This is a genomic window from Bythopirellula sp. (assembly GCF_041737835.1).
Classification (GTDB): domain Bacteria; phylum Planctomycetota; class Planctomycetia; order Pirellulales; family Lacipirellulaceae; genus Bythopirellula.
Genome location: NZ_JBGSQY010000040.1, coordinates 431,116 through 457,910, shown reverse-complemented (window position 1 = coordinate 457,910; position 26,795 = coordinate 431,116). Strand labels below are relative to the sequence as shown.

Genomic DNA, 26,795 nt, shown 5'->3' with positions numbered 1-26,795 from the left:
GTTTCCGTACGTTTTGACCAAAAGTCGACCGGTTTTGGCACGTACGAATGTCGCAAGGGCTTGAACGTTCAGCACTTGTGACATCGCTAAGTGACAAAACCCAGAAGTTTCGTCACGAAAGTTGGGACCCCAGCGCACGCGCGAAAACTCAGGTTTGCATGCTCAGGGAGGCCGCAAACCAGGCAAACCTCGCCAACCTGAAAAGAAGTTTTTGTAGGCCGGAACAAGCGGTGCGCAGTTCCGGCAAGGCATTATCAATTGCGCTTCTTTGCCGGAACTGCGCGGGGCTTGTTCCGGCCTACACCAACCACGGACCCAACCGAACTTGATCATACTCAAGGCATGATAAAGTTGATGAAGTTGAAAAAGATGACAAAGTTCGTTTGCTTCTGCTTGGCCACACTGGCGACTCCGCAAACCTGGCAAACCTCGCAAAGCAGAAGTCCGTGCGGAGATGCTCGTCGTTAGCGCGGAATCATTTCCCCGGCGATGAGATCGTCGAAGGTTTGCCGCTTGCGCACCAGATGGGCTTTGCCGCCGTCGATGAGCACTTCGGCGGCCAGCGGTTTGCTGTTGTAGTTGCTGCCCATCACAAAGCTGTAAGCCCCCGCGCAGCCGATGACCAGATAATCGCCCACCGCCGCCACTGGCAGATCGCGCGTGCTGACGAAGCCGCCGGCTTCCTGGGTAAAAATATCGCCCGATTCGCAGAGCGGTCCGCCAACCACAACGGGCTGGAGATCGGGCGAAGCGGCGCTTCCATCACGAGGACAAATGGCAATCGGATGATACGCACCATAGAGAATCGGCCGCGCGAGGTTATTGAAACCGGCATCGACCAAGTAGTAAGTTTTGCTCCCCATTTGTTTGACCGCGCGGATTTCGGCAATCAAGTTGCCACTTTCCGCGACGAGATACCGCCCCGGTTCAAGCTCCAGCGACATCGGGTGACCGAACGCTTCGGCCAAACGCTGCCGCGTGGCATCCCAGAGCGTGAAGTAGGCAGCAACATCGACCCGTTCCTCACCTTGCCGGTAAGGGGTGGGGAGCCCGCCACCCGCGCTGATCGTGTGCAGCGTGGGGCCGACTTCGAGCGCCGTCTGTTCCATAGCCTGACAGACGCTGCTCAAATGCTGCATGTCGGTGCCCGAGCCGATGTGCATATGCAGCCCCGTGATTTTGATGTTGGCCTTCGCAGCGCGTTCGATGCAGTTGGGAATCTGCGTGAGCCAAATGCCATGCTTCGAGCCTTCGCCGCCGGTGTTGGTTTTTTGGCTGTGCCCGTGGCCAAAGCCCGGATTGATGCGCAAGGTGACTTCACGACCAGGAGCCTGCGCGCCGAGTTGGTCGATCATGTCGGGCGAACCGCAATTCACCGGGATGTCGTGCTCCACGACGAGATCAAGTGCTTCGGCGTCGAAGATATCAGCCGTGAACATGATCTCGGGATGCTCCCCGCCACCCGGCTTGTAACCCGCCGCCAAAGCCCGGCGAATTTCGCCCGCGCTCACGGCGTCGACAAGCACGCCGTGTCGGCGGACAAGATCGAGAATCGCCAGATTGGAACACGCCTTTTGCGCGTAGCGTACAACGTCGAACGCGGCGAGCTCACGGATTCGTTCTACAATCACCGCGGCATCGTAAACATACACCGGCGTGCCAAATTCTTGGGCCAGCTGCGGAATCGGCTGGCCAGCGATTTGATTAACGCGAACAGGGAAGTGGGGGGCAAACGTCATACGAAATTCCTAAATCTTTCTCACGAGTTAAGCAAACAGGTCGCGTCGTGCGAACAAACCAAAGATGCCACCAGTATGAATAAAGACCGTGACTCGATCGGGATCGCGTGTTTTTCGATTGGCCAGCATGCCGGCCATCGCCTTGGAAGTGTAGCTGGGATCGAGGGCGATCCCTTCGGTCCGTCCCAGCAATCGAATCGCTTCGACACCCGCCGTTGTCGGAATCGCATAACCATCGCCGATAAACCCATCGACCAATTCGATGGGCGTGTCGGCTTCGCTCAGATTCAATTCATACTGAGTGATCGTTGCCGTGATAAGTTCGCGCAGCTTCTGGCGAAAGTATTCGGAGCTATCGCTGACCGGCACGCCGCGAATCGACCAATTCGAGCAATCGCAGAGTGCCCTTCCGAGAATCAAGCCCGCCTGCGTGCCTCCCGACGACGTGGCACAGTAGATATCAATGGGTGTTTCGCGGCCCAGTTGTTCCACGAGTTCGGCGATGCAACGAATGTAGCCCCAGCATCCCAGTGGAATGCTGGCCCCCACCGGAAAGAAGTAAGGCTTGTGCCCCGCGGCGGCTTCTTCGGCCCGGGTCTTGGCAACCAAGTCATTCAATTGGCTGTTGTATGCATCCGCAGAGTGAAAACTGCACTCTGCGCCAAAGAGCTCGTCGAGAAACAGATTGCCCTCGCGTTCGGGCTGCGATTCCGGCGAGCGAAGAATCAAACGCAACCGCAGGCCGAGTCGAGCTGCCAAGGCCGCGGTGGCCCGGCAATGATTCGATTGCACGCCGCCATGGGTGATCAGCGTGTCCGCCCCTTGGGCAATCGCTTCAGCAACGACGTATTCCAACTTACGGATTTTGTTGCCGCTGAGTTCCAAACCGGTAAGATCGTCACGTTTCATCAATATGCGAGATTCGCTAAGCGACTGAGCAAGTTGTTTGAGTTCCACAACCGGCGTGGGAAGTTGCGCCAGATCAACACGCGGCGGTTCGGCGGGGTGCAGTTTCATGCGGTCACCTTGCGCGTGAGCCGCACCGGATTTTCCAGCACTCTGATTGTTTTGGCATCGGCATCTAGCTCGACGGGGATATTCAACGGCAACGTCGCGTTGTCCGAGGTGTGCCCCGTGGGATAGTTTTTAAGAATCGGAATACCCAAGTCCGCCAGATAACCGTCAAAAATCTCATCGAGCGTCAAACTTGGCTTTCCTGCGGTCGGATCGCAATCAGTGAATTGCCCCAACACGACCCCCGCGAGCTGATCCAACTTTCCCGCTAGTCGGAGTTGTGAGAGGAAGCGGTCGATTCGATATGGCGCTTCAGCCACTTCTTCCAGGAGCAGGATGTTGCCCGTCATGTCGAACTCGTACGGCGTGCCGAGCGTCGCACACACGAGCGAAAGGTTCCCCCCCACGAGTTTGCCTTCGGTCTTGCCGGAAGCAAACGTTACAATGTTTTGCCGTTCGTCGTCGGTAAGCGGAATTTCGTAGCCCGACGCTTTGCGATCGGTGTAACTTTCGGCGAGCAATGCGCGCCAGAATGTCCGCGACGACAATGGCGTGAGACCATCGGGCATACCGAGGCCGTCCATCGGATGCGGCGCATGAAACGTCACCCAGCCCGCCTGTTGTTGCAGCGCCGAATGCAGGGCCGTGATGTCGCTGAAGCCGGCGAGAATCTTGGGATGCTTACGAAAGACGCTGTAATCCAGCGAATCCAAGAGCCGCGTGACACCGGTTCCTCCCCGGGCGGGAAAGATCGCCGCCACTTCAGGATCAAGCACCGCGTTTGTCAGCTCTTCGATGCGGGTTTCGTCGTCTCCCGCCAAATATCCCCAGCGACGATAGATATCGCCGAAGAGTTTAACCCGAAAACCCATCTCTTCGTAGCGGCCAATCGCGCGCTCGATCTTTTCCGGATCCGGAACGCTGGCCGGGGCGATAATCGCAATCGTGTCGCCGCGATAGAGGGCTGGTGGAACGAGAGTTTTCACTGCACGCCACCTCGCCGCCGAAGCAAGAGCTCACCGCTGGCTCCCGGCAGAAACTTGCGGTCGTTTAGGACTAATTTGCCTCCGAGCATAACGTGCTTAATCGCCGCCGGTGAAAACTCTTTCGTACCCGAGTCGAAGAACAACAAATCGGCGGTTGCGGCTAGCCGGATATCACTGCGACTCGTTAGCCCCAACTCATTGGCGAATTTGAAATTACCATCAACCAAATTGCCTAGCGAATCCTGCGATGCGTAATCCGTTGGCAAGCTTGCTTCTTCCTGTAAAGGCAACCCAAACCAATTCAACATATCCTGCAAGCCATCCGACTCTTTTCCTGCGACACCAAGAACACCCGCCGCAATTGCGCGGAGGAGCTGATCTCGCACTCTGGAATCGGCATTCGTTGGCAGTTTCGCCACAAAACCGACATTCAGCGGCCAATTTGCGTTGGCAGACAATTTTGCGAGCGCATCAAGTTGCGCCGGCTCATTGAGGTTCACGCTGCCAATCACTGTGGTGATGCCTTGCTCTAAAAACTCTTGAGCTTGTTCATCCGTTGGCAGTTTTAATGGTGTGATGTTGGGCTGATAGATAACACGCCCCGGCACACACGGTAAACCTTGGCACTCCAAAACTTGCTTGCCGGAGGTCACGCACAAGTCACCAAAATCGTCGATGCGACCGCCGCGCTCGATGGGCACGCGGTCTTGCTGCTTGGTGAAGTTGATTCCGAGGTCGGCTTTGAACGGCCCGTGCCCGCCGGTTGGCACAACTTCGGCATCACGCACGACGATGTCGAACATGTATTGATCGCTTGATCGCGGCAACGCATCGTAATCCTTGGGATCAACCGTCGTGTAACAGCCATTGGCGATCGCGGCGAAGGCGTTGATCATGCCCAGGAAATGTACCTGAACGAGCGGCGTCGTATCGACTGTCGACCACCCCCCTGCTTCAACCGTCAGCGTGGCAATCTTTTGCTGTTGCACCCACTCGCCAAAGCAGCGTGGCATGAAGTCGGCGTCATACCGCGAGATCATTCCCTCGCAATGCGGCCGCACGGCATCGAGAAAAGCGACGGCCACTTGTCGGGCTTGCTCGGTCCATTCGGTCTGCGTGTCGGGCTCATCGATCGGAGGAACCAAGAGCGAAACCGCCGCCACGTGAAACCCGTCGACCGACGTGCCCGGCTGTTGATTGTGCAAATTGAATGCGAACTGCGGTTTGACTTGCTCTACCATTTTGCGGAGCAGGCGCCCCTCGGGTGTCGCTAAGTGCAAGGCGTCACGATTAATGTCGATATCTTGCGCGTTGCGGCGGATGTAGCGCTCCGCGCCGTCGGGGTTGAGCATCGGCACGAGTGTTAGCGTGCATTCGCTGAGAATATCCTTAGCCACCTTGTGATCAGGGTGTCGCTGCAAGAGGTCGATCAAGTCAATGAGCACCGCCGTGTGGGTTGGCTCGTTGCCGTGCATCTGTGACCAGGCGAAAATTTTAATCGGCCCCTGCCCCATCGTGATCGAATGAATTGGCCGCCCTTCGTAGGATTTGCCAATTTCTTCGAGCTTCATCCCAGCAGGCCGCAAGGCTTGAAGTTCCTTGAGCACTCGTGTGACGTCTTTTTCACGCAACTGAGCGGGCGGAACAGTCAGCAGCGGACTGGCCGCATAATCTTCCCAAACAAACATAGAAACGGTCTTCATGGCGATTCACGGTTAAACGGCGGTGAGGAACACTGATTATTCCTTAACTCCAACTGGCCGGGAATCCCTGAGCGGGCAATTCGTGTTAGCGAGAGTCGCTTGCGCAAAGTTTCGTCGCCGACCGGCAATGCGTTGATAGAATAAAGGTGTAAAAGCCGCTTTCTTTGCTTCTTGAGGTGAATCGACATGCCGACGGTTATCTTGCGTGGTGGTTTGTTGCTGGGTCTCGCGTTTATAGCACAATCGGCATTGGCCCAAAGTGCAGGCGAAAAGCTCGAACGCAAGGGCGACGAAATCGTCGTTTGCGGACAGTTGTACCACACGACCGCTCCCGTGAAGTTGTGGATGGACCCCGAAGGATACGACGCCTACCGCGTGGAGCGGCGTTTCGGCCCGATTGAAAAAGCCGATTGGAAGCAAACTCTCGAAGAAGCCAAGCTCGATTCGCCCAATCGCTACGGCATTCGCAAGGACAAGCTCTCCGCCGAAGAACTGGAAAAAGTGCGTGGCGGTGGGTGGGATTTGCCGATGCTCCAAGACGTGGTCGATCAATTCGTGATGCACTACGACGTTTGCGGCACGAGCGAAGTCTGTTTCAAGGTGCTTCACGATTCCCGTGGCTTGAGCGTTCACTTCATGCTCGACGTCGATGGCACGATCTACCAAACACTCGATCTTAAGGAACGAGCATGGCATGCCACGATTTCTAATTCGCGTGCCATCGGTATCGAAATCGCCAACATGGGGGCCTATTCTGATCCCAAAGATGAAGTCTTTAAGAAATGGTATTACACCGATGACAACGGCATCGTGGAACTCCGACCCCCGCGGGGCATCATGCATTTGGGCCTGCGCAAAGTGCCATTTGTGGGTCATCCCGCTCGTAATGAATTGATCAAAGGTGAAATTCAAGGGAAAGAATATTACCAATACGATTTCACACCCCAGCAATACGATTCGCTGATCAAGCTGACGGCGACCCTCAGCAAGATTTTCCCCAAGATCAAATGCGACTATCCTAAGGACAAAGATGGGAAACTTATTCCACATGTTCTGACGGAGAAGGAGTGGCAAGATTTTGAGGGGGTATTGGGGCACTACCATGTGCAGGCCAACAAGCAGGATCCCGGCCCCGCGTTTGATTGGGAAAAGGTCGTTGACGGCGCGCAGCAACTTATCAACAAGTAGCCACAATTCAATCTGCTAACGTCCGAGCTTCTGGAAATTCGCTTGACACTGCCCATTTGCGCTGATACTTTGTAATGCAAAGTGAAGTTTTTGGCAGCACACTTGTGGTACCGTCATGGAATTGCGCGAAGCACTCTTCCAAATTACCGAGATCCGTCAGCAAATGGCTCAAAATGAGCTGTTTCGTGGCTATCGTGCGCTGACGGTCGCCTTTTCGGGAACTTAGCCTTGGCCACGGCCCTGTTGCAGCCCTACTTTGTCAAACCGGACAGCCAGCTCACTGATTTTCTTATCCTTTGGATATCAGTCGCCGGCATCTGCCTCATCGCTGCGGCGGTTCAATTATGGCGGCGGGTGCGGCTCGCTGATTCGCGTCTTGCGCGGCAAGCGACGTTGCTCGCCACCGAACAATTCCTGCCGAGTCTGCTCGTAGGCGCCGTCATCACGCTTTGCATTTATCGCTACGCACTGAGTTCGGCGTGGATGCTCCCCGGTTTGTGGTCGCTCGTTTACAGCCTCGGCATTTTTGCATCGTACCGATTGCTGCCCAGGCAGGTGGTGTGGGTGGCTTTGTATTACGTTTGTGCGGGAACGATTTGCTTGATATACGGCCAAGGTGCGAATGCCTTTGCGCCCTGGCAAATGGCTTTGTGCTTTGGTGGTGGGCAGTTATTCGGGGCTGCGGTTTTGTATTGGACTTTGGAGCGACAACATGGCACGTCAGAGTAAAGGCGAACAAGCGGGTCGGTTTTCTTACGAGGGCCTTGACCGCGTGATGCACGAAAAGGCACGCTTAGGAATCTTGGCGTCGCTTGCTGCGAATAGCGGTGGTTTGCTGTTTAACGACCTCAAAGAGCTTTGCAATCTGACCGATGGGAATCTCAGTCGGCATCTTTCGGTATTGAGCGAAGCCGGCTTGGTGGAGATTTGGAAAGGCCAGCAAGGCTCTCGTCAGCAAACCATGTATCGTCTCACCGCCGAGGGACGCACGCGGTTCGGCGAATACATCAGTGTTTTGGAAAGCGTTGTCTCCGACGCACAACAAAAGGCCAGCAAACAAGGGGCTGCTTCCGCGGCTGTCTGGCGTCCGGCTTAGGTACACTCTCTTTTTTTATCTTGTAACTTTGCATTGCAAAGTTTTCACCCGCGATGAAAGGAAAATCAATATGAACATGCAGAACAACACAACGATTGGAAGTATGGATTTTGGTGGCGGTTGGCGCGGAACCCGGTGGCGGATGACCGCGTGGGCTTCGGTGGTGGGACTTCTTCTGCTCGTGCCGCTGACCGCGATGCAGTACACCGAGGAAGTGAATTGGACCCTGTTTGATTTTGTTTTTATGGGTGCGCTGTTGATGAGCGTGGGTGCTGTTTACGAAGTGGCCATGAGAATGACAGACAGCACTGCATATCGAGTTGCCGTCGGCATCGCGGTCGTAACCACATTTCTTTTGGTGTGGATCAACGGCGCCGTGGGGATCATCGGCGATGGGCCGATCAATTTGCTGTACTTGGGTGTGATTGTGACAGGTATCGTCGGCGCGCTGATCGCAAAACTCGAGCCCCTGGGGCTGGCCCGCGCGCTGATTGCGATGGCAATGGTTCAATTGCTCGTGCCGGTTATCGCACTCGTCATTTGGAAAGCCGGCTGGCAGGAAGCGCTTATGGATCCGAACTCTCCCCATGCACCATTTGCGCCAGGCATCGGGCCGGTTTTTATTTTGAATTCGGTCTTCGCGATGGCGTTGGTCGCTTCAGCGCTCCTGTTTCGCCATTCAGCGCGCAGGAACGTTGAACGCAGTACGACTTAATGTTCGGCCAAACCTGAAGAACTCACACAGAGTCTTCATCAATTGCTGGAGTGACGTCGCGCTTTTCATGGAAGGCGAACGCGAAAACTATAAAGATAGCACCGGCCATCATGGCTGGCAGCAACCAAAACTCTTTCCATTCGAGCATCGTTTGTGACAGGAGCTGAGGATCGATGCCCTCAGGCAATTTGACAGAGAACATTCGCTCGAGTGATTGGCCAAAGGTCAGTTGTGTGTCGGTTTTTCCGGCTTGGATGGCGGCGTTGAGTTTGTCGTAGTTCGGAACCGAAGTGGCGAAACGGACCCCGGCGATCCAATAGCCAAAGAACATGCCCACGCCTTGTGTGAAGAACACGAGCATGCACTGAGCTTGCCCTTTCACATCGGCGGGCGCTTTGGAATCGGTGTACATAAAACCGGTGACGAAGAAAAAGTCGTAGCACACACCGTGAAGCAGCACGGCCAGGAGGATCATCGATACAACTTGCTGCGGTGCGCCGAAGGCAAACAGCAAATATCGCGCTGACCAGGCAGCCATGCCTACCAGGATCATGTTTTTCACGCCCAGTCGACGGAAGAAGAATGGGATCAAGATCATGAAGAAGATCTCGCTCATCTGACCGAGAGTCATCGTGGCAGCCGGTTGTTCGAAACCAATCTGCCCCAACAGATTCGAGGTGAAACCATAGTAATAGGCCAGCGGGATGCAGATCAGCGTCGAACAGACAATGAAGATGAAGAACGGCATATTCCCCAGCAGCTTGAAGGCATCCATCATCAACAGCGTGCGCATGTTAAGCGGCTTGTCTTTAGCTGGCGGCGGCGTGTGCGGGAGCGTGAAGGAGTAAAACCCGAGTGCGACCGAGCAAATGGCTCCCAAACGGAAGATATTGAAGCTGCTCGACCAGCCTTGAAAGCCGACAAACAGTCCGGCGACGATCCAGCCGATGGTTCCCCAGACGCGAATCCGTGGGAATTTGTTGGGATCATCGACATTGGAAAAGACGATGGAGTTGCCCAAGCCCAGTGTCGGCATATAGCAAAGCAGGTGGCCCAGAATAACCCAGACCAACGCCCCGCCATTGCCGGCTTCGGCAAAGCCGGGGGCCATCCATAACAGTACGCCGCCGATCAACATCAGCATGCCCATCACCGCCTGCGAAGGAAAAAAGCGGTCGGCGATCAAACCTAAAAACAATGGTGAGATAATCGCGGCGATCGGCGCGCTGCCGTACGCTCCACCGATAAAGTCTTTCAGTTCGTTCTCGCCCAAGCATTGGCCAAGTGTGGCGAACCAAGCCCCCCACGTAAAAAATTGGAGGAACATCATCACCGACAGGCGTGCTGCAACAGACATGAAAACCTCGAAAAGCGTTAGGCTTGCATCAGACGATTTAATAAGTCGACCGCGTGGCGAATTTCTTGTTCTTGGCGTTCTGGTTCTTGAGGGATTTCGCGTTCGATCGTGAGTGGCCCCGCGTAGCGAATCTCGGACAGCGTTGCCAAGAAATCCGCAAAGTTGACATCCCCTTCGCCCAGGGGCATTTCCCGGCCCCAGGTTTTGCCCGGCTGGTCAGACCACTTGGCATCCTTGCAATGAACACTGCGGACAAAGCGGCTTAACCGTTTGAGGGCTGGAATCGGCTCGCCGCAGCCGTACAGAATCATGTTTGCGGGGTCGAAATTCACAAACAAGTTCGGCCGGTCGACATCGGTCAAAAATTCTTCCAGCAGTTCAGCCGATTCCTGCCCCGTTTCCAAATGAACGGCCAGCTCCTTCGCTGCACAGTAGTCACAGATATCGCGGGTGACATTGAGCAACTCCAGGTATTCCGGCGACTCTGTCTCGTGAGGCACGAAACCTAGATGCAGGCCCACGGATTTGACGCCCATCTGGGCGGTGAAATCGGCGATTTCTTTGAGCTCGGCCAAGCGATCGCGGCGGGTTTCCAGGGGAACAATCCCAACCGTGCGTTCGACCGTGGGAATATCAGCGTAACTCTCGCCGTCGAAGCCAGCAAAGACACAGGTGACTTCCACATTCAATCGGCGCAGTTCGTCGGCCATACGCGCGGCTTCGGCGGGGGTGCGCTTTTCCTCGCTGGGGGCGTGCAAATGGATGGTGGGGATGGCGAGCTTATCCAACACATCGAAATGAATTCCTAGCCCCGTATCGAGACTCGTAAACACGCCCAAGGGCCAACGAAACATGCATGCCTCCGACTGGAAAGAGTTTTCAAATTCAGCCGCATTTTAGTGGAAGTGCCGCAAACGTTCCATGAGCACATTTGCGTCGAAAATGAGATTTTCGTGCGCAATCGCAAGCTAGTGGTGCGCCAATTGTAGACAGTTCACTGCGCTGCACCATACCCAATTTGTTTTGGTGTCTATCTGGGAACTCAAGACGATCTTGCACTAGCTTTTGAGCTCAATTCCGTGGATAGTAGGAGTATTCGATTATCTTCCCGAGATGGGACCTAGATGCCATGAAGACTCACGAAAACAACTCCCAAAACGCCATGCACGCCGCTCCCTTTCATTCCGAATCGCACCCGGAAAAAATCTCCTGCAACGTGTTTCGCAATGCGAAGGACGCCAGTCATTACGTAGCTCATCAAATCGCCGATTTGATTCGTCAGCGGACAGAGGCCGGCAAGATGTGCGTCTTGGGATTGGCCACCGGCAGCACGCCCACTTCGGTTTATGAAGAACTTGTGCGTTTGCATCGCGCAGAGGGCCTCAGTTTTCGCAACGTCGTGACGTTCAACCTCGACGAATATTTCCCGATGCAGCCTGAAGCTCTGCAGAGTTATGTCCGTTTCATGCGCGAGCATTTGTTCGATCACGTCGATGTCTTGCCCGAAAATGTTCATATTCCTAACGGTGTGCAACCTCAGGAGAATGTTGCGGAATACTGTCGTAACTATGAGCAAGCGATTGTTGATGTTGGCGGGATTGACATTCAATTGTTGGGTGTCGGTCGCACGGGCCATATCGGCTTCAACGAACCAGGTTCCGGCCGCGAAAGCCGCACGCGTTTGATCACGCTCGACAAAGTGACCCGTCGCGATGCCGCGAGCGATTTCTTCGGCGAGGAGCACGTTCCACTACGTGCGATCACCATGGGTGTCGGCACGATTCTCGAAGCTCGACAGATTTATCTGATGGCCTTCGGCGAAGGCAAGGCGTCGATTATCGCTCAGGCGATTGAAGGTGAAGTTTCCAAGTCAATCGCAGCGAGCTTCTTGCAGGAGCATCCCAACGCCAAGATCGTGATGGACGAAGCGGCTGCGGAAAAGCTCACGCGGTATCAATCGCCATGGGTGCTAGGGAATTGCAATTGGACTGAAAAGCAAACCCGCAAGGCCGTAATTTGGTTGGCGCAGAAATTGAAGAAGCCGATCCTGAAATTGACTGCCGAGGACTACAACGAAGAGGGTATGCAAGATTTGCTGGCCAACCACGGTTCGGCTTACGACATCAATCTCTCCGTGTTCCGTTACCTGCAGGGAACGATCACGGGTTGGCCTGGTGGCAAGCCAGCCCACGCACGCTTGCCGGGTGATCGCCCCCAGCGTCACAACGATATTTTCCCTAAGCGAGTACTGTTGTTCTCACCCCACCCCGATGACGATGTCATCTCGATGGGGGGCACATTCAATCGCTTGGTCGATCAAGGCCACGAGGTTCACGTCGCCTATCAAACGTCCGGCAACATCGCCGTGTTTGACGACGACGTGATTTGCTTTGCCGACTTCATCGAAGAATTCACAAAATACTTTGGCCTGCCATCCGAACAGACCGATAAGATCATCTCCGAAATGGAGCAGTCGCTCAAACACAAGCAGCCGGGGCAAGTCGACAACCCGTCGGTACAAGCGATCAAGTCGATGATTCGTCGCGGTGAAGCCAAAGCCGGCGCCCGTGTCTTCGGTGTGCCAGCCGAGCAATGCCATTTCATGGATATGCCGTTCTACGAAACAGGACGCGTTCGCAAGAAGCCGCTCGGTGAGGAAGACATCGCAATCACGGTTGATTTGTTGCAGAAGCTGCAGCCCCATCAAATCTATGCGGCGGGCGACCTGTCCGACCCGCACGGCACGCACCGCACATGCTTGAGCGCGGTGTTGCAGGCCTGTAAGCGTGTGGAAAATGAGCCATGGTATAAGGTCTGTGAAGTGTGGCTCTACCGCGGTGCTTGGCAGGAATGGAATCCACATCAAATCGAAATGGCCGTGCCGCTCAGCCCGCAAGAGTTGTTGCGGAAACGGAACGCCATCTTCAAGCACGAATCGCAAAAAGACCGTGCTTTATTCCCCGGCCCAGATCCACGCGAGTTCTGGCAACGGGCAGAAGATCGCAATCGCGCAACGGCTCGCGTTTACGACGAGCTCGGCTTGGCTGAGTACGAAGCGATCGAAGGCTTTGTCCGTTGGAACGAAGACGTCTTCGGCATGCTTTAAGCGATTAAGCGTGCTTTCGGTAACGCTCCAGCTGCGCGGATCGTTCGGCATCGCTCCAACCAAGTTCTCCGGCCATCCAATCGGCAACTTTCTCGGCGATGGCCGTGCGATCGCGGTGGTAATAATGCCAACTCGTGCGCCGGATCATTACGTCATCGAGATGGTATGGCCATTCTGTACGGCAAATTTCTTGCACCACATCTTGACTGATCGGTGGGGGCAAAATGCCGCTGACATTCAATCTTTTGTTCCCCTCTTGAATGGAAAGCTCTGCCGTTGAGCACGGCCCAGACTTAAGACCGAAATGGCGGACAATCTTGTCGACTGTTTCTTCGGCCATTAAGCGATAGGTTGTCAGTTTGCCACCGGTGACGTCCCACCAGCCAGGATTGCTCATGTCGATGTTGTGGCGGCGCGAGATGTCCGAGGGATCACCATTCGGATCGGCCACCAACGGCCGCAGCCCCGACCACGTGCTGATCACGTCCGAGGGGGCGATGTTTGCTTCGGGAAAAGTTGTGTTAACCACTCCCAAGACTTCGGCAATGTCGCGAGCATCGCACGGCGGGTTCGGCAAATCGCCGTCGTAATCGGTGTCGGTCGTGCCGAGAATCACTCGCTCGCCCCAGGGAATGGCAAACAACACGCGATTGCCCTCGGTCATGACCACGGCTTCGGGAACCGGCAGCCGCTGATGATCGACAACCAAGTGCACTCCTTTGGTGAGGCGCAACTTGGTCTTGGAGTGTGGCAGCTTGTCCGACCACGGCCCGGCGGCATTCACAACGGCCCGCGCGCAAATAGTGAATTCGTGAGCGGTCAATTGATCACGAACCGTGCATAACCAGCCATTGTTTTCTGGTTTGGCATCAAGAAACTTCACGTGATTAATCAACTGGGCATCATGCCTCTCAGCGGATCGTAGGGTATCGATCACTAAACGAGCGTCATTGGTGAGTGCATCGAAGTAGCGGACCGCTCCGGTAAGATTTCTGGTTGTAAGTCCCGGTAGAAGTTTTTTCGTCGCGGCGATGTTCAGTGAACTTGACCGCCCAAAGTTTTTCATTCCACACAGCAAGTCGTAGAGCCTTACACCGACAGATAGCTTCCAATACGACCAGGGTGTTCCCCGCCAAGTGGGAAAGATAAACGGCAACGGTTGAGCTAAATGCGGAGCAATGTGGCCAATGATGGTTTTTTCTTTGCTCGCTTCGCGCACGAGTCCAATACGACCTTGAGCCAGATAGCGGATACCACCGTGCAGCAATCGGCTGGAGCGGCTGCTCGTTCCCGCGGCGAAGTCAGCTTGTTCCACGAGCGCGATCCGCAAGCCGCGCAGCGCCGCGTCGCGCGCGATTCCCGCCCCCACGATACCACCCCCGATTACGAGTATGTCGAAGGTGCTTTGTTGGAGCTTGGCAATCGTATCCGAGCGGTTCATGCGAAGTCGTCCTTTGCGATAAGATGCACGCCGTTCGCTACTAGCATACAGCGATAGCTAGCGTGATTGTAGCCGATGCGTTACGTTATGGGGGCAGCAATCCGCTCTTCTTGTTTTGACTTTTCGACAGAGTTTTCGCATGACTTATTTGCTGGCCCTCGATCAGGGCACCACTTCGTCGCGGGCAATCGTGTTTGACGAACAAGGCGATGTCCTTGCGATTCGGCAACGCGAGTTCAAACAGTATTATCCCCAGCCCAGCTGGGTCGAACACGATCCCGAGGAAATTTGGACCACGCAATTGGGCGTAGCGATTGAAGCCTTAGCGGCTTTGAAGCTCAAGCCCAGCGATGTAGCCGCGATTGGAATCACCAATCAACGCGAGACCGTGGTGCTGTGGGATCGCGAAACGGGTGATCCTTTGCATAAGGCCATCGTCTGGCAGGATCGGCGGACATCGGATGTTTGTGCCGAGTTACGCGCCGCTGGGCACGAACCCACGATTCGCGATAAGACGGGGTTGTTACTCGACCCCTATTTCAGCGGAACCAAAATTGCCTGGCTGCTTGATCATGTGCCGGGTGCCCGTGCGGCAGCTGAGGATGGCAAGCTGGCCTGCGGTACGATCGATTCTTGGCTGGCCTGGAATCTGCTGGGCGGTGAGAGACACATTACCGATGCATCGAATGCCTCGCGTACTTTGCTGATGAACATCAACAAAGGCGACTGGGATGACGAACTGCTTCGACTCTTCCGCGTGCCTCGCGAAATTTTGCCGGAAATATGTTCCAGTAGTGAAGATTACGGCAGCGTAGCCACGCACTTGCCTTTGGCGGGAATCAAGCTGACGGGCATGGCTGGCGATCAGCAGTCAGCATTGTTCGGCCAAGGTTGCTTTGAACGCGGCTTGGCGAAGAACACGTATGGAACTGGTTGCTTCATGCTCATGAACACCGGCACAGAGTTTGTGAAATCACAGCACAAATTGCTGACCACTGTTGCGTGCAAGGTGGGTGAAACAACGGAATACGCGCTAGAAGGTTCAGTTTTCATTGGCGGAGCCACCGTCGGTTGGCTGCGTGATGGGTTGGGCATTATTAAATCGTCGAGCGACGTGGGGCCTTTGGCCAATTCGGTGAGTGACAGTGGAGGAGTATATTTTGTGCCCGCGTTTGCCGGATTGGGTGCGCCCGATTGGGATCCTTATGCCCGAGGCACAATCATTGGCATTACCGGTGGAACAACCGCGGGGCACATTGCCCGCGCCGCGCTCGAAGGCATAGCATTTCAAGTGGCTGATTTGTTGCAAGGAATGCAGAACGATGCCGGTTACAAACTTGCCGAACTGCGCGTCGATGGCGGGGCGAGCGTGAACGACACATTGCTTCAGATTCAAGCCGACCTTGGACAGATATCGGTTGTTAGACCCAAAGTGACGGAAACCACGGCGCTAGGGGCAGCCTATCTCGCAGGCATGGGAGCAGGAGTTTGGCAGTCGCGCGAGGCGATCGCACAATATTGGGCCGTCGATCGCAGTTTTGAGCCCCAGATCACTGTCGATGAAGCTGCCGAACGCCGTGCGATGTGGCGGCGTGCCGTGGAACGGGCCAAAGGTTGGGCGTCGAACTAATCTTTTGTAGTAAAACGTGAGAGGTTCATGTATGTCGCCATTCGTCGGTGAATTTATCGGTACCATGTTGCTCGTTCTCCTGGGCAATGGAGTTGTTGCCAATGTGGTGCTGAGCGAAACCAAAGGCCACGGCAGCGGCTGGATTGTTATCACATTTGGCTGGGGGATGGCTGTGTTTGTCGCGGTGTCTTGTGTTACCGCGGCGAGTGGTGGCCATCTCAATCCCGCAGTGACGATTGCCCTGGCCGCAGCGGAGAAATTTGATGGTTCCGTTGGTGGGTACATCACTGCCCAAATGGCGGGTGCCTTATTGGGCGCTTTTTTGGTTTATCTGACTTACATTTCACACTACGCAGCAAGCAACGATGCTGACGCGAAATTGGCGACGTTCTGCACCGGTCCCGCCATACGCAGCACCTGGGCGAATCTGTTTAGCGAAATGATCGGCACGTTTGTCTTGGTCTTTGCCGTCTTGATGGCCGAGCCACCCTCGGTGGGCGAAGAGAAAACCATACTTGGTTTAGGTGCCCTCGGCGCGCTGCCCGTCGGCATGTTAGTGCTCGGCATTGGTTTGTCGCTAGGTGGCACCACGGGCTATGCGATCAACCCGGCCCGCGATTTGTGCCCGCGCATCATGCACTTTCTGTTGCCGATCCCCCGCAAGCGCGACAGCGATTGGTCCTACGCTTGGATTCCAGTCATTGGACCCATCCTCGGTGGTCTCATTGCCTCGGCTGTGTACAACGCAATGTAGCGAATCAATCCTAGATTAGATCGTTCGTTAACCGAGAAGTCACTCATCGGGCTTTCGGTGAGCGGATTTGGCTCAAGAGAGTCATACCAAGCAAAAGATATGTCAGGCTTACCGGTTCGGGGATGGCAAGGCCAGCGGTTAGACCGCTTAGCGGGTTTGCATATCCGTAATACTCATGCCACAAAGCTAGATCGGCTGAATCGACAATGCCGTCGGCGTTGGTATCAGCATCTTTTTGTTGCAGCGGATAATAGCCTGTTTGGCCGACTTGCCGTTGCCAGACTAAAAAGTCACGGCCATCGACGTTGCCATCGCCGTTGAAATCCCCTGGTGTCAACACGGAATCAATAATCGAACGGGCTTCGTCGACTTCCAAATTACTCAGCAGTTGTGACGCTTGTTCGAGCAGAGCTTGCTTCGTGCTATTGCCCGTAAACTCTTTGCGAGCGCGGTAGAGTTGGAAGATCAAGTCCAATTCCGACTCACCGTAGATAACGCCCGTAAATTCTTGCAGTTGCAATAAATAACTGTAGCCAGTTTCGACAGTCGGCTCGAACATTGTTCCTTCGCCAATGTCGTTCCACGTGGCGAGTTGAAGAAACTCGATCTTGTTGGCGTTTTGATTCGCGAGATTCAGCGTATTGGCCAGGACTTGGCCATTGTCGTGCGGAATATCAAACGGAATGATGTCGCCCACGCCCCCTTCGTCGTAGTAATCATCAAAGCCAGGGAATGCCACGCCACCGGCAGTATTGAGAAGGGGGGTTCGGGAGTTGTAAAAGTTGCTGATGTGGCTTTGATAATTATCAAGAGGTTCGTCCTCGTAGATCCAAGCGTATTCGCCATCGGCGTTGGTGCCCGCGTCGTTACGCTCGTACCAGAGCGTGAGAAAATCGACGGGCTCGCCGGCTTGGCCGAGGATTTCCGTCCATTGCGCCGGTTGTTGAAACGTAATTGGGCCAAACACCATCAACAGCGGATCGTTGTCGGCGTTGATGCGAATGTAATTTGGGTCATTGAAATAATTGTCACGCAGATACGCGACGTTGGCTTTGGCCTGATTGATGTTGGCAGAAAAGCGATCTTCAAGCACGACGTTGTAGTCCATGCCAAAATCTTGCGTTTGATTGATGATGGCGTTCGAACTGGTCAACAAATCGTTGAGATCGCCATTGGTTCCCTGCACGCCATACCAATTGATCATTAAGCCATCCACGCCGCTGTATTTCATCAACAGCGTGTGATACTCAATCACGTCGGCATCGCGCGAAGCGTAAGTGCCAATTTGTGGATAATAGTGCGAGGCAATCTGGCGGCGGCCTTGGGAATCCACGATGTTGGGATTCTTGTTGTTCATCGTCCAATGCCAGCCCCAGTTACTGCCACCCATCGTCGCCGGAGTTTCAAACCACGGCATGTAGTGCATGTAGACCTTCATTGGGTTGGTCTTCACAACGTCGGTGGCAGCAAAAGAGCAGGTTGCCAGACACGTTGTGAAGGCGATCCCAAGTAAGTACGACAGAAATGAGAAGCGTTGGCTCATGGATATGATTCGTTCAGAAGAAGCCAACAAGGGCAGGTCAAAAGAAAGTAAAGAGAAGAGTCCGCTTGATACATTATATCCGCGGATGATCTTGTCACGTAGTTTTGGTCGGATCAACAAGCCATCTATTTTCGACCCGGCTCGCGCCAGCCCGCAGGGGCCTGGGAAGTGAGTTCGAGGTTGATTTCGTTTGCCCCCGGCTGTATTTGAAAGGAAAGCCCTGAGGTATCGGGGGCCCCGTACCACTTCGGCGTAAGGGCACGGCCAGGGGGAGGCGCCCCGCCAGATTCTGTTTTTTCTATCGCAGGCTTTTCACGTGCTATTAAGGAGATTCGATATTCGCCGGGCTTAAGTCCGGGCTGTTGACCGGTATAAGCTTCATAGTTGCCCGATGAATCGCTCACCGCATAGGCTTGCGTGCCACCCCCTGAGGGTATGAACGAGATGTTTGCATTTGGGACAATACTGCCATCGAGCGTGACCAATCCACTGACGGTCGCTTCGCCGGTATTACCGCACCCCAACGCACAAAGCAGTAATGTCGCACAGCTCAAGAGTCCTACGAGCTGTGTTGAACGATAAATCCTATTCACGCCTCATCCTCCTAATTTCAAAAATCAGTTCCTAGTGCAATACGGCAATTTCGCCACCTTCGCGAGTTGCCAACCCGCGATAGGCGATCGTTTCAATCGTTTCTTGCACAAAGTGAACCGACCCATCCGCCATGACGAACTGAGCACCACCGGCATGCATACTCTTGAATCCTCGCACCGCTTTCGAGATCGCCGGTGCTTCCAGATCTTTAAAGTTTTCAGGACGCATATTCATTGGCATATAGTTGATTGGAATGCTCGCGGTTGCCCAATCACCGTCAGAGAAATAGGCCGCCGAATGATAGTCCATGAATACGACGTTTTCGCCGATCATAAACGTGTTGCTGGTTCCATCGCTGACGGACTTCATATTGAGTGGCCGCCAGATGCTCGTGCGCTGGAATATCCCGTTGTTGGAAAGCGTGTTGTGAGTATCAGGCGAGCCACTGGTTGGACTCGCAGGTGCATCAACGTCGGTGCTGCATCGCATTCCGGGTTGATTCGATAGCAGTGTATCTCCTACACAGCCTTTGTAGCTGGTAGTCGCAGTGATCGTGCCGGGAAAGTTCCAATACCATTGCTCTCCATCCGATGGCTTCGCCGATTCATCCGACGGGCAGCTCAAGATCGGAAGTTGCGTGGCCACGATATCGCGAATAGCCAAAACTCCCATGCCAAATCCGGTGGTCTGTCGGGCACGGAAAGCTATGTTAGGATTCGTAATTTTATAATTCTTAACGATTTGATCGTGAGCCGCCTGCTGTTCGAGCTGGGGCAAAATATCGACGATCCATCCCTTGCCGTTGTAGCCAGTCGAGGGTACAGGTTCATTTGCCTCAGCGATCACAGTCGCCCCGGGGGCGCACTCAGCGATCCAATTGTCTTGATCCCACTGAGGAATGCTTTGTGGGAAGCACTTGTGGGCATCGTGAAAATTCAAACAGGCCAAGCCAAGATTCTTGAGATTGTTCGAGCATTGACTGCGTCGAGCGGCTTCGCGAGCGGCTTGAATCGCCGGTAGCAGCAATGCCACCAACACACCGATAATGGCGATCACCACCAACAGCTCGACGAGAGTAAAGCCTTGCCGATGGCTCGACTTGTTGCTGTTAACGATTTGCCGACAAGGCACCATTTTGTTGTTGAAGTAGGACATGAATCGACTCCTTGGCGTCTGCCACGCCATTTTCGCGGTCAATCTGCTCCGCAGTTCGCGTAATAATTGAATTGAAATCATCTGTTCGCTCTTTAACTTCTTGCTCGACGAGTGCCGCACGCCGCCGGGAGGGGAAGGCGGCGTGCGACGCTGCCCCATCAGGCACTCAGGCCGCGATTTCTTCGCAGGCCAATGGCGCTGATACTCGCGAGAATCATCATTCCGAATGTGCCGGGTTCAGGCACCGATGTGAACCCAGTCAAAGCTGCTCCGTAGGCAGTTTGCCAATCGGACAAAAGACCAAGGCTGGAATTGGCTTGCCAGGCTAGAAAATCTCGGCCGTCGACGTCACCGTCTTCGTCAAAATCGCCAGGTGTTGTGTTAAGAGTCACGAGGCTCAACTCATTCCAATGCACGGTGTAGGGGCCCTGTTGGCCGTATCCACCTGGATCAATCTGCAAATGCATGTGATCGATGGCGGCGAGGTCTAAACCGGGAGTCGAACCGGGAGCTTCAACCCATGACGGTGAAGTGACGGGCAGGGTTAGGATGTTGTTTCCTAGAAGTTGACCAAACCAGGCATAATTGTTTCGTGTGCCGTCGGCATCGACCAAGGTAATGATTGGGCCTAAATGAGCTTCCGCAGCAGGCGGGCCTTCCAGCGTCACGTCGAGTTTCACATGGGTGTTTCCCGTGCCGTCAATCCCGTACCCGCCGATGTACGTCCAGTTGCTCCCATATCCGGTTGCTGTGACGCTATAGCTATCTGGGCCATACTCGATCGAGCTGGAGATCCATGATGAGTATAGCGCATCTTCAAAGTAAGTGTCATCAAATGTTGTGATGACAACATCTGCCCGCGAACTGCCGCTCCAGGCAACCACGGCACTCAGCGCCAGGGCCGCCGCAAATAAATTGAATATCTTTTTCATCGTAGTCGCTTTCCCTCTTTTGTGTTTTGAAGAGCCATGACGTCCGAGTCGGGGATGCAAAGCTATTCGAAAACCGGCCGCAAATAGGCCTGCCCGCCCGTGGTGTTATGTGTTTTGTAACATCGTGCACTGCCGACTGCCCCGGCAGTGCACGATCTGGATCATAGTCAATTCGTCTCTTACTTACGGCGACGCAAGCCCAATAGCATCGCGCAACCACCCATTAAAGCAAACGAACTCGGCTCGGGAACGAACAGACGCAGGTTCTCCCAGGCAATCGTGTATTGACCTTGTGTGCCGAATCCACCTGGATCAAGCTGCATGTGCATGTGGGTCAAAGTGTTCAAATCAAGACCAGGAGTTCCACCAGCGGCAGCGACCCAGGTCGGCGAATCAACGGGCATGGTCAACACGTGGCTGCCCAAAAGTTGGCCATACCAAGCAAAGTTGACATGCGTACCGTCGCCATCGATCAAGCCAACGATTGGACCCAAGTGGCCATCAGCCGCTGCTGGGCCGCTTAATGTGGCGGTGAGCTCGATGTATTTGTTGCCAGCGCCGTGGATTTCTGGAAAACCAATGTACTTGTAGTTGCTGCCGTAGCCCGTGGCGGTAATCGAGTAAGCATTCGGTCCCGATACAACGGTGCTCGATGGCAACGCCCACGATGGATACAGTGCGTCGGAAACAAAGTTATTGAAGTCGGTGATCAAGGCATCCGCCTGTGCCGTGGCCGTGAGCAACATCATGCTCAGTGCGGCGGCCAAACCGCAACGATTCAGTGTCAGTCTCATCGAAAGTTTCTCCCTTAAAATCTTCATTAGCCAGAAAAGTACCCTGAAAAAATGGTGATCAAAAGCGCCTTGGCACACGCGTGCCAAGATTTCCTCTAATAACGATTGCCCTCCCCAACAGCGTTAGAGGCCAACTGAATAGAATGCGAGCCCTCGAAGGAAGGTCGCACGAATGAACGGTGACCATTCTCAAACGACGCTTTGTCGCTCGCAGAAGATGTCGCCGAAATATGCTCGATAAGGTGCCGCGCGGCGTCCGTTTCGCCGTCGGCTAATAATTCAGCCGCCTCATCCATCGATTTTACTCGTGCGTTCGCCGACTTTCTCAAACGGTACAGCTTTTCGGGAAGCCGTAGCGCAGAAGCCGTTTGCTGAAACTGTCGCCCAAGTTCATTACGACGCACAGATTGCACGATTTCTAAGAACTCATAACCAAATTCATGGCTTGGTTCGATCATTGTCCCCTCGCCGAAATCGTTCCAAGTTACGAGTTGAACGACGGGCCATTCTCCCGCCATGCAAACAGCCAAGGTTTCTCGGAGAGTTTCACCGTTTCGGTGATCAATGTCTGGATAGCCCTTGTCATATCGATCGTTGAAACCGGGGAACGCTGAAACGATTGTTTCATTGGCAACCGGTGTGACGCGGTTGTACTCCGCGGCCAAGCGTTGTTCAGCAATCTGTGCTGCAGGAGTGTCAGCCCAAACTTGAGGATAGACCCAAGTGAACCCGCCATCGGCTTGGACATCTTTCCACAGGTGATTGAGTGCAAAAAAGCGTGGTCGATTCTTGAGTGAAGCGAATGTTGTCTGCCAATCACCGGGCGAGGTGACGAAAATCGGCCCAAAGTTCAAGAGCAACGGTTGATCCGCAACACGAAAATAATTAGGTGCGGCGAACCAATGATCATCCAGCCATTTGAAAGTTTTTGTCAGTTGGTCATCGACCTGATCTTGTTTTAGTTCGCCGCTGTCGACCAAATGCTTGATCGTGCGATCTTCATAGCACACGGCGAACTGCATTCCATACTTAGCGGCACCTGCGAAGACTGCTGAAGTGGCCAGATGAATCGCGGGATAGTCAGAACCTTGCGAAATTCCGTACCAATCGACAATGACGCCGTTGATGCCGGCAAGTTTCATTTGAAGAAGATGGCACTCGATGAGATCGGGGTCAGAAGAATCATAGGGCCCAAGCAGTGGATGATAGTGCGAAGCCAGCTCGGGCAGGCCATCTTTGTCGAGCTTATCAGGGCTGAATTGCCCTCGATTGCCTGTCCAATGCTTGCCCCAGGCACCACGAACCGCCTTGCTCTCGAACCAGGGCATATAGTGAACGAGCAGAGTCTTTCTCGATTGCTCCGCCAATTCCTTACCGGCAATGTTTTCTTCAGAAACCTGCGCAGAGCCAGAAGCTGCCCCAATACAGGGGAGTATCAGGCAAACCCAGATCCACGATAAGGGATGTAGTGCGCCGAACTTCATAGCTAATGTCTAAGCGGTGCCGGAAACGAGAATAGAAGACTGAAACAAGCAGAAAAGGAAAAAACAAGTTATAGCGTTGTTGCACCTTGTAGCGTTCATGCTATATTGATAGGTATTGACTGTCAACACAATTGTTCTTGATTTTTTCTGAAAAGGGATTTTGTCCCCCACACGAATTGAATTGCGTACATATCGGTCCAAATGACGTAGCCATAGGCTCCGCCCGGTCGAGGTGTGTCCGCTTACCAGGACCAGGTAACCGCAGTATGCCGTCTCAAGCCAAATACACGGAAGTGATGTCCGTTATTGAACGCCGCATCCGTGAAGGCGACTACTTATTGTCGAGCATTCCCGGCGAACGAAAGATCGCCGAGGAAACTGGCGTCAGTTATATGACGGCTCGCCGTGCTGTGCTTAAGCTTCTCGATCAAAAAGTCTTGATACGCCAACCGTCGGGCGCTCTCGATATCCATCCTTCGTATGCCATGCAAGCGCGGCCAGCCGAGGTTGTGCTGCTGTATCCGGCGTACCCTTCGAATTACTTAACGCAACTGCGCGGATTGGTGTCCGACTTTGCCGAGAAACGTGGCGTCCGTTTGCGGCCTGCCCAGTACGTTCACTGGGATGAGAGCACAGTGGTCGAAGCCGCGGAACAAGCCCGCGGAGCCTTTGTGATTCCATCGGGAGCCGAGATCCCCCCGCGTTTGATCGAGATTTTCAAAACGAACAAAGTCGTCATTCTCGACGGTGATTACGCTGGCACGGGTTTGCCCTCGATCCGTTTGTTTTCGGAAGAAAACATCGAGATGGTTCTCGAGCATCTCTACGAACTGGGCCATCGCCATATCGATTGTGTGAATACCCAGAATCAAAACGAAGAAATCGAACGCCGCATCGACATTTGGCAGCGATGGACGAAACGCAAAAAGGTCCAAGGCCAATTGTGGGATCAGCCGGCGCCGATGTTCACCGATCCGACGATTGTCTCGTACAACTTGATGGCCCGTTTGCTTGATGAGAACGAAACTCGCGCGACGGCCATGGTGGGCACGACTTGCCCCGCCGCGATCGGCATGATGCGCGCCTGCTGGGAACGAAGCATCCGCGTCGGCAAAGATATTTCCATTTGCTCGATTAACATCGAACCCCCCGCGGAGTTTTTCTGCCCTTCGATCACGGGACTCAACATGCCGAGCATCGCGGGCGTGCTTGAGAACTGCTTTGACTGGATTTTTGGAGCAGAGCAATACGCAGGACAATTGTTGCTGGAGCCCCAGGAAACTTCGCTATTTGAAGGAGAATCCACCGGCAAAGCCAGCCAGAAATACTAGTTCAACTGACACATCTTATCTCGCCTATCTAATAACTTTTCTTGTGCGCTAGCGTGAATGAGGCAGCACGCCTTGGCGCACAACGACCTTTCGCCATTGAATCGACACCCCATGTCCCGAATTTCACTTGTCGTTTGTTTGCTTGGTTTGTTGTTTGCTCCCCAGCGGCTGCTTGCCCGGGACTATCAAGCCGTTTCACCCGATGGGCAATTGCAGCTCGATTTTAAGCTCGAAGATGGCATGCCGACATATTCGCTTACGCGAAACGGGGCAACGCTGGTCAACACCTCACGACTGGGCGTGACGTTAGCCGATGCACCCGCGCTTGACGGCAATTTTCGCGTCGTAGCTTCGCGTTGCACCTGCTACGACGATACGTGGACGCAACCTTGGGGCGAACGCAAAAAGGTTCGTAACAACTACTGCCAGTTGTGGCTCAAGCTACGGCAACAAGATAACCTCGCACGCGAGATGATTGTCGTCTTCCGCGTATTTAATGATGGTATTGGCTTTCGTTACGAATGGCCCCAGCAGCGCAATCTCAAAAATTTGGTGATCAGCGATGAACTCACCGAGTTCAACCTGGCGGAAGACAGTGCCGCGTGGTGGATCCCTGCCTACGAACCTGAACGGTACGAGTATCTGTATGATGAAACCAAAGTGAGCGAAATGGGCACCGCGCACACACCGGTTACATTCGTGCGTGAAGACGGCGTTTGCTTGAGCGTTCACGAAGCGGCGCTCGTGAATTTTGCCAGCATGACTTTGGAGCAAACGGACGGCGCTAAGTTGAAAGCCAATTTGGTTCCCTGGGCCGATGGCACAAAAGTGAAAGCGGCCACGCCGTTTCATTCGCCCTGGCGGACGATCCAAGTTGGTGCCAATCCCGGCGAGCTCGTCACGTCCTATATGATTCTCAACCTCAACGAGCCCAACAAGCTTGAGGATACGAGCTGGATCAAGCCCGGCAAGTTCGCCGGTGTTTGGTGGGAGATGCACCTCAACAAATCGACTTGGGGTTCTGGGCCTCAGCACGGTGCCAACACCGAGAACGTGAAACGCTATATCGACTTCGCGGCGGAAAATGGCTTTGCAGGTGTGCTCGCCGAAGGGTGGAACGAAGGTTGGGACGGCGATTGGACTGCCAACGGCGATAAGTTTAGCTTCACCAAGCCTTACGCCGACTTCGAGTTGAATGAGCTTGCTCGCTATGCCAAGGAAAAGGGTGTCGCACTGGTCGGGCACAATGAGACAGCTGGTTCCATCATTAATTACGAGGATCAACTGGCCGATGCCTTTAAGCTTTATGAAAGCCTCGGAATCAACACACTCAAAACCGGCTACGTCAAACTCGAAAAGCTCATCAAGCGTGTTGATCAAAAAGATGGCGAGACGATGGAATACCATCACGGCCAGCACATGGTTCGTCACTATCAGAAAGTGGTCGACGAAGCCGCCAAGCGACATATCATGCTCGATGTTCATGAGCCGATCAAACCGACGGGATTGCAGCGCACCTACCCGAATCTGATGACCGGCGAAGGAGCCCGCGGTCAGGAATACAACGCCTGGAGCGCTGACGGTGGTAACCCCCCCGACCATACGACGATATTGCCGTTCACGCGCTTGTTGGCGGGGCCCATGGATTTCACGCCGGGAATTTTCGACCTTGAGTATCCTGAGTTCCGCCCCACCAATCGGGTGAACTCAACGCTGGCCAAAGAATTGGCTCTCTACGTGGTGATCTACAGTCCGCTGCAAATGGTTCCCGATCTGCCGGAGAATTACGCCGCTCACTCCGATGCGTTTGAATTTGTTCGCGATGTCCCTTGCGATTGGGATGAGACCCGAGTGTTGCATGGCAAGATCGGTGACTATGTGACGATCGTTCGCAAAGAACGTGATGGCCAGGATTGGTATTTGGGCAGCATCACCGACGAAGAACCGCGCACCTTAGAAGCCCGGCTCACATTTTTGAAACCCAATCAAAAGTATCTGGCGACGATCTATCGCGATGCCGACGATGCTGATTGGAAGACCGAGCCCAGCAAGTATGTGATCGAGCAACGCGAAGTCGACGCGCAAACGGTTATGCCCCTCAACCTGGCAGCCGGAGGCGGACAAGCGATTCGCTTTTCACCCATTTCCCCGGCCGAGGAAATCAAAACGGCTCGCAAGCCTGCCGAGCGTTGAGTGCTGCCCAACCCGCACGCTCCGGAATTTCGCTGATTTC

Annotated in this window: 22 protein-coding genes; 9 read left to right on the top strand and 13 right to left on the bottom strand. The window is 54.3% G+C overall.

Annotated features, from left to right (window positions below):
• Positions 1 to 464: 464 nt before the first annotated feature.
• The 4 genes from lysA to AC6T8Q_RS13485 are packed head-to-tail and all read right to left on the bottom strand — an operon-like array spanning position 465 to position 5,442.
• Positions 465 to 1,739, bottom strand: coding sequence for a diaminopimelate decarboxylase (lysA, locus tag AC6T8Q_RS13500; protein ID WP_500679573.1), 1,275 nt, complete (start codon positions 1,737 to 1,739; stop codon positions 465 to 467).
• Between the two features lie 27 nt (positions 1,740 to 1,766).
• Positions 1,767 to 2,756, bottom strand: coding sequence for a D-cysteine desulfhydrase family protein (locus tag AC6T8Q_RS13495; protein ID WP_500679572.1), 990 nt, complete (start codon positions 2,754 to 2,756; stop codon positions 1,767 to 1,769).
• Positions 2,753 to 3,739, bottom strand: coding sequence for a S66 peptidase family protein (locus AC6T8Q_RS13490; RefSeq protein WP_500679571.1), 987 nt, complete (start codon positions 3,737 to 3,739; stop codon positions 2,753 to 2,755). The genes AC6T8Q_RS13495 and AC6T8Q_RS13490 overlap by 4 nt, the downstream gene beginning before the upstream one ends.
• Positions 3,736 to 5,442: a M14 family zinc carboxypeptidase gene (locus tag AC6T8Q_RS13485; RefSeq protein WP_500679570.1), complete on the bottom strand. Its 1,707-nt coding sequence runs from the start codon at positions 5,440 to 5,442 to the stop codon at positions 3,736 to 3,738. Before AC6T8Q_RS13485 ends, AC6T8Q_RS13490 begins: the two co-directional genes overlap by 4 nt.
• A 186-nt stretch (positions 5,443 to 5,628) precedes the next feature.
• Here AC6T8Q_RS13485 and AC6T8Q_RS13480 point away from each other — a divergent pair, with 186 nt between their 5' ends.
• The 4 genes from AC6T8Q_RS13480 to AC6T8Q_RS13465 all read left to right on the top strand — a co-directional run bounded on the left by AC6T8Q_RS13480 (position 5,629) and on the right by AC6T8Q_RS13465 (position 8,441).
• Entirely contained in the window at positions 5,629 to 6,630 is a 1,002-nt protein-coding gene (locus tag AC6T8Q_RS13480; protein WP_500679569.1) for an N-acetylmuramoyl-L-alanine amidase, read from the top strand.
• 228 nt (positions 6,631 to 6,858) lie between these two features.
• Positions 6,859 to 7,359: a hypothetical protein gene (locus AC6T8Q_RS13475; RefSeq protein WP_500679568.1), complete on the top strand. Its 501-nt coding sequence runs from the start codon at positions 6,859 to 6,861 to the stop codon at positions 7,357 to 7,359.
• The gene (locus AC6T8Q_RS13470) at positions 7,343 to 7,726 is read left to right on the top strand and encodes a transcriptional regulator (protein WP_500679567.1); all 384 of its coding nucleotides are present in this window, start codon (positions 7,343 to 7,345) and stop codon (positions 7,724 to 7,726) included. Before AC6T8Q_RS13475 ends, AC6T8Q_RS13470 begins: the two co-directional genes overlap by 17 nt.
• A 70-nt stretch (positions 7,727 to 7,796) precedes the next feature.
• Complete coding sequence (locus tag AC6T8Q_RS13465) at positions 7,797 to 8,441, top strand: hypothetical protein (protein ID WP_500679566.1); 645 nt, start codon at positions 7,797 to 7,799, stop codon at positions 8,439 to 8,441.
• A gap of 22 nt (positions 8,442 to 8,463) precedes the next feature.
• On the opposite strand, the gene AC6T8Q_RS13460 is transcribed toward AC6T8Q_RS13465, so the two are convergent.
• Both AC6T8Q_RS13460 and AC6T8Q_RS13455 read right to left on the bottom strand, forming a co-directional pair.
• Positions 8,464 to 9,798 carry an MFS transporter gene (locus AC6T8Q_RS13460; protein ID WP_500679565.1) on the bottom strand — a complete coding sequence of 445 codons (1,335 nt, stop codon included), beginning with the start codon at positions 9,796 to 9,798 and terminating at the stop codon, positions 8,464 to 8,466.
• Positions 9,799 to 9,815: 17 nt separating this feature from the next.
• Positions 9,816 to 10,652, bottom strand: coding sequence for a sugar phosphate isomerase/epimerase family protein (locus tag AC6T8Q_RS13455; protein WP_500679564.1), 837 nt, complete (start codon positions 10,650 to 10,652; stop codon positions 9,816 to 9,818).
• A 275-nt stretch (positions 10,653 to 10,927) separates the two neighbouring features.
• On the opposite strand from AC6T8Q_RS13455, the gene nagB reads away from it, so the two are divergent.
• Entirely contained in the window at positions 10,928 to 12,904 is a 1,977-nt protein-coding gene (gene nagB, locus AC6T8Q_RS13450) for a glucosamine-6-phosphate deaminase (protein WP_500679563.1), read from the top strand.
• A 4-nt stretch (positions 12,905 to 12,908) separates the two neighbouring features.
• Here the strand turns inward: nagB and AC6T8Q_RS13445 are convergent, their stop codons facing one another.
• On the bottom strand, positions 12,909 to 14,345 hold the full coding sequence (locus AC6T8Q_RS13445; RefSeq protein WP_500679562.1) for a glycerol-3-phosphate dehydrogenase/oxidase: 1,437 nt from the start codon (positions 14,343 to 14,345) through the stop codon (positions 12,909 to 12,911).
• Positions 14,346 to 14,484: 139 nt separating this feature from the next.
• Between AC6T8Q_RS13445 and glpK the strand changes: the two genes are divergently transcribed.
• Both glpK and AC6T8Q_RS13435 read left to right on the top strand, forming a co-directional pair.
• The gene (gene glpK / locus AC6T8Q_RS13440) at positions 14,485 to 15,975 is read left to right on the top strand and encodes a glycerol kinase GlpK (protein WP_500679561.1); all 1,491 of its coding nucleotides are present in this window, start codon (positions 14,485 to 14,487) and stop codon (positions 15,973 to 15,975) included.
• A 31-nt stretch (positions 15,976 to 16,006) separates the two neighbouring features.
• Positions 16,007 to 16,729 carry an MIP/aquaporin family protein gene (locus AC6T8Q_RS13435; RefSeq protein WP_500679560.1) on the top strand — a complete coding sequence of 241 codons (723 nt, stop codon included), beginning with the start codon at positions 16,007 to 16,009 and terminating at the stop codon, positions 16,727 to 16,729.
• 43 nt (positions 16,730 to 16,772) lie between these two features.
• Here AC6T8Q_RS13435 and AC6T8Q_RS13430 read toward each other — a convergent pair whose 3' ends face one another.
• The 6 genes from AC6T8Q_RS13430 to AC6T8Q_RS13405 form a co-directional block, all read right to left on the bottom strand.
• Positions 16,773 to 18,272 carry a glycoside hydrolase family 99-like domain-containing protein gene (locus tag AC6T8Q_RS13430; RefSeq protein ID WP_500679559.1) on the bottom strand — a complete coding sequence of 500 codons (1,500 nt, stop codon included), beginning with the start codon at positions 18,270 to 18,272 and terminating at the stop codon, positions 16,773 to 16,775.
• A 125-nt stretch (positions 18,273 to 18,397) separates the two neighbouring features.
• Positions 18,398 to 18,865, bottom strand: coding sequence for a carboxypeptidase-like regulatory domain-containing protein (locus AC6T8Q_RS13425; protein WP_500679558.1), 468 nt, complete (start codon positions 18,863 to 18,865; stop codon positions 18,398 to 18,400).
• A 31-nt stretch (positions 18,866 to 18,896) separates the two neighbouring features.
• The gene (locus AC6T8Q_RS13420; protein WP_500679557.1) at positions 18,897 to 20,021 is read right to left on the bottom strand and encodes a DUF1559 family PulG-like putative transporter; all 1,125 of its coding nucleotides are present in this window, start codon (positions 20,019 to 20,021) and stop codon (positions 18,897 to 18,899) included.
• Positions 20,022 to 20,179: 158 nt separating this feature from the next.
• Entirely contained in the window at positions 20,180 to 20,953 is a 774-nt protein-coding gene (locus AC6T8Q_RS13415; protein WP_500679556.1) for a PEP-CTERM sorting domain-containing protein, read from the bottom strand.
• Between the two features lie 179 nt (positions 20,954 to 21,132).
• The gene (locus tag AC6T8Q_RS13410) at positions 21,133 to 21,747 is read right to left on the bottom strand and encodes a PEP-CTERM sorting domain-containing protein (protein ID WP_500679555.1); all 615 of its coding nucleotides are present in this window, start codon (positions 21,745 to 21,747) and stop codon (positions 21,133 to 21,135) included.
• A 95-nt stretch (positions 21,748 to 21,842) separates the two neighbouring features.
• The gene (locus AC6T8Q_RS13405; RefSeq protein ID WP_500679554.1) at positions 21,843 to 23,231 is read right to left on the bottom strand and encodes a glycoside hydrolase family 99 protein; all 1,389 of its coding nucleotides are present in this window, start codon (positions 23,229 to 23,231) and stop codon (positions 21,843 to 21,845) included.
• Between the two features lie 266 nt (positions 23,232 to 23,497).
• Between AC6T8Q_RS13405 and AC6T8Q_RS13400 the strand changes: the two genes are divergently transcribed.
• Together AC6T8Q_RS13400 and AC6T8Q_RS13395 are read left to right on the top strand one after the other, a co-directional pair.
• On the top strand, positions 23,498 to 24,562 hold the full coding sequence (locus tag AC6T8Q_RS13400) for a substrate-binding domain-containing protein (protein WP_500679553.1): 1,065 nt from the start codon (positions 23,498 to 23,500) through the stop codon (positions 24,560 to 24,562).
• 111 nt (positions 24,563 to 24,673) lie between these two features.
• The gene (locus tag AC6T8Q_RS13395; RefSeq protein ID WP_500679552.1) at positions 24,674 to 26,755 is read left to right on the top strand and encodes a glycoside hydrolase family 97 protein; all 2,082 of its coding nucleotides are present in this window, start codon (positions 24,674 to 24,676) and stop codon (positions 26,753 to 26,755) included.
• Positions 26,756 to 26,795: the final 40 nt, after the last annotated feature.